The following is a 1,393-nucleotide window of genomic DNA, read 5'->3' on the forward strand; positions in this document are numbered from 1 at the left end:
ATAGCGGCACGGAAGTTATGTTGGCTACAGTACCAAGCACCTTGGTTCTGAGGTTCTTCCTGACACCACACGAAGTCTTCGACGTTAGTGTATTGAGCAATAGCCGCTTGTACTTCTTCCATCGGGAATGGGTAAAGCTGCTCAATACGCACGATTGCTACGTCTTCTTGCTCGTTGTTGCGACGCTGCTCAAGAAGGTCGAAATACACCTTACCCGAACAGAACACGACGCGTTTCACTTTGCTTGGCTCCAAGTTATCCACTTCAGGGATCGCTGCTTGGAACGTACCTTCTGCAAGGTCTTCTAGAGTCGAAGTACAAAGAGGATGACGAAGCAATGATTTAGGAGACATTACAATCAATGGTCGACGCATTGGGCGTACTACTTGACGACGAATCATGTGGTACACCTGAGCTGGCGTTGATGGTACAACGACCTGCATGTTTTGCTCAGCACACAATTGAAGGTAACGCTCTAGACGAGCAGATGAGTGCTCCGGACCTTGGCCTTCGTAACCATGAGGCAGAAGCATCGTCAGGCCGCACAAACGTCCCCACTTTTGCTCACCAGACGAAATGAATTGGTCAATAACCACTTGTGCGCCGTTAGCGAAGTCACCAAACTGCGCTTCCCAAATGGTCAAACCGCCAGGTTCAGCTGTTGCATAACCGTACTCAAATGCAAGAACAGCTTCTTCCGACAACACAGAGTCAAAAACTTGGAAAGGCCCCTGCTTGTCATGGATATTCGCTAGCGGGATGTAAGTGCTTGCATCTGATTGGTTGTGAAGAACTGAGTGACGATGGAAGAAAGTACCACGACCTGAGTCCTGACCAGAAATACGGATACGCTTACCATCGTCTACCAATGTCGCGTAAGCCAATGTTTCAGCCATACCCCAGTCAATAGCCTTCTCACCTGTCATCATTGCTAAGCGATCGTTGTACAGCTTGTTTACTCGGCTTTGCAGCTTGTGGCTTTCCGGGTACTGACATAAACGATTACCTAGTTCGACAAGGCGTTGCTTATCGTAGGTCGATTCCCATTGCATATCCCACTCGTGTCCCAAGTAAGGAGACCAGTCTACAGAATGCAATGCCATCGGACGCCACTCTTTCACCACGACTTCCCCGCGGTCAAGTGCATCACGATACTCGTTCACCAACTGCGTTGCAGTTTCAATATCCTACTCATTCTTATCAATCAGAACATCGGCGTACAGCTTACGAGGAGTTGGGTTCTTTTTGATTTTTTGGTACATCAACGGCTGAGTCGCGTTCGGTTCATCCGCTTCGTTGTGACCATGACGACGGTAACAAACAAGGTCAATCACGACATCGCGTTTAAACTCGTTGCGGTAATCCAAAGCAATACGTGTCACAAAAGCGACAG

Annotated in this window: 1 pseudogene; it reads right to left on the reverse strand. The window is 48.5% G+C overall.

Annotation, left to right across the window (positions count from 1 at the left end):
* Window positions 1-1,393 (reverse strand): annotated as a pseudogene (gene sucA, locus R8N28_RS24915) (2-oxoglutarate dehydrogenase E1 component); the annotation flags it as partial.

The organism is Vibrio sp. Vb1554 (assembly GCF_033344235.1).